Consider the following 2,688-nt stretch of genomic DNA (forward strand, 5'->3'; position numbering starts at 1 on the left):
AGATCAAAAGCACGCAGTAGTTTTTGTATTAGACCAACATGCTTCTCTAGCTAATCGAGATGGTATTGCTGCAGAGTTTTTTGGAAAAAAAGCAGGGACCTATAGAAGTTTGGCAAGCTTTGCTCGTCACACAGGCGTTCCCGTGATCCCTGCGGCAGGTTATAGAGTAAAAAAAGGGCACCATATTTTAGAGTTTTATGATCCCATCTTTTGGCAAGAGTCTCCGAATTCCCAAGAAGCAATCTATCAAAATACCTTGGCATACAATAAAGCACTTGAACGCATCATAGTAGCCCACCCGGAACAATGGTTATGGCTACATAAGCGTTGGAAGTTAAAAAAGATATAATCAATCGTTGACTTATTGTTGTTCTCCCTAAAATTACATTAAAGATATACCCCCTTGGCAAAAAAAATTGCAGTAATTACCTTGTTTTATAGGCCAATCCCCCCCCTTAATTCTGATCTAATATAAGTCACCTTGTTAAATTAAAGCGCTTAATATATGCTTAATATTATTGCAGTATGATTGAGTTTTAGGTTTAGTGAGATACATATGACTAAATTATCTGATTTAAGAAAGGAACAAGAGACTTTAGTTGCAAGGCAAAAACTATTGTCCGGAGAGGTTCGACGTATTCGAGATGAACTAGCAAGTCTCCAGAAACCTCAAGCGCTTGTAGAGGCAAATAAGGGCGCTATTCAAAAAACTTTAATGGAAATAGATGGCATCAAAAGAAATATTCAACAAGAAATAGGTAAGTTAAGTGCTCAAGTACAAGCTGAGTCCAGAGCCAGATCGGTACCGCCTCCTCCTCCGCAAGGCGAAGTTAGGAGAGGTGGTCCCCCTCCACCGCCGCCTCCTCCTCCCCAAGGCGAAGTTAGGAGAGGCGCCCCCCCTCCGCCACCGCCACCTGCACCTACAATGAGTACAGCTTCGGCAAGAGGAGCGCTTTTTGCTCAAATAACAGGGTCTAAACCTGTCTTGAAATCAGCGAAGGAACCAGTACAGGCTCAGACTACGACAAAAAATAGTGGTATAGATCTGGCAGAGATGTTATCTACCGCTAGAGGATTAGGAAAGAAATCACCTCCTCCAGAAAGAACGGCAGAACAAGCTCAAAGCGAAAAGGAAGATGAAATTAACCTCTATGAGAAATCCATAAAAACAAAAAATGAAGATATTTCGCGCCTAATTGAAGAATTGAGCTCACTTCGCAGCAAACTTGAAACAGCTAAAGCTACGCAGCAAAGCTATATAGAAACAGCGAAAGAACAGGAGTCCATATTAAAAAATCTAACGGGCACCAAAAAGACGTTAGATGCCAAATTGAAATCAGTAAAAGAGCAGGTCGGTACAGAACTAGCCAAACTTGCAGAGAAAAAAGCGGCTGCGGCAAAGCAAGAAATGCCACAAATTGAAGTCCCTGCACAGGGCGTGGTCCCTCCACCCCCGCCTCCTCCAATGGCAAGTGGCGCAAGAAAAGGTGGGCCCCCGGCTCCAGCACAAGGCGGTGAACCCAAAAAACCTGGCATGGTTCCGCCGCCACCACCACCACCACCACCTCCTCCTCCAATGGCAGGTAGCGCAATAAGAGGTGGCTCTGGTGTGGTTCCACCACCGCCTCCACCACCGCCCGTAGATCTTTTTGTAACTGCAGTTAAAAAACAGCCTACTGCTGTACCCCGTGCTTCTGCTGAGGAAGAGAAAAAACCAACAGCCCAAAAGCCCAGTGTAGATGCAGAAGGAATTGCGCAAGCAGCGCAGGAAAGAGCGAAAAGAGAAGAGGCTAGGGTTAACAAGTCCTATTTAGCTACTAAATTGGTAGAGCTCGCTATGGTACATTCCGAAGGTGTTGCTCTAAATCCTGAACAACAAAGGTTGTCGGCTATTGTGGGAGATGCAGGTAATTTAAATACGGTTATCAGAGATGCTATTGAAGAACAAACCGCACCTGCAAAACCTATGGGCCAACAAGCTTTTATAGCTGCAATGATGGCAAAAAGAAGACAAGGAATGAACTTGGATGATGAAGATGATGAGGAAGAACAAGCGGATATTCAGACTTCATTAAGCAAAGCGTTCAAACAAGGAACCAAAGGAGCGCAAAAAGAATTAGAGCCGAATGTATTGCAAGCACTATCCGCATATATTGACAATCATCCAGAGTCAGAAGAGTTAGTGAAAGTCGCAATTGACCTGAGGAAAAAAGAGGAACTAGAAAAGGCAAGAGAAGAGGCAAAAAGAAAAGAGGAGGAACAAAGACAGCGGGAAGAAGCAGCAAAAGCCCTTGCAGAAAAACAGCGTCAGGCAGAGGAAATAAAAACTGCAGAAACTCAGAGAAAAATAAGAGAGCTGGGTGTAAGAGATGGCGTTGCTGATGAGGTGAGTGTTAGACAGGCACATGCATCTAATGATGAGATTATTGTGGGCTTACCAAAAGCTGAACCTGTTGATTCTTTTCTTACTGAGATTGACGGTGAACTAGCTAAAGGTATTGATGCTTTACAAAAAATCGAGATAGAGCCTGCTAAAAAACCCGATTTAGCGGTTGGACCTAAAAAGCAAGAGCCAATGGAGGAACAAGAGGTTCCTGTCCGAGAAAAGCCGGTTGTCACTGCCATACCTGAGCAAGGAGTTGCAGAAATATTTGCCTCTTCGCAGCCCTCACCTACGGTAGCCGAAGG

At 44.2% G+C, this 2,688-nt stretch carries 1 pseudogene; it reads left to right on the forward strand.

Going from position 1 to position 2,688, the window contains the following annotated elements:
* Position 1: 1 nt before the first annotated feature.
* Positions 2-349: pseudogene (locus tag EL206_RS03230) on the forward strand (lysophospholipid acyltransferase family protein); the annotation flags it as partial.
* Positions 350-2,688 lie beyond the last annotated feature (2,339 nt).

The sequence above is a fragment of the Legionella adelaidensis genome (assembly GCF_900637865.1).
Classification (GTDB): domain Bacteria; phylum Pseudomonadota; class Gammaproteobacteria; order Legionellales; family Legionellaceae; genus Legionella_A; species Legionella_A adelaidensis.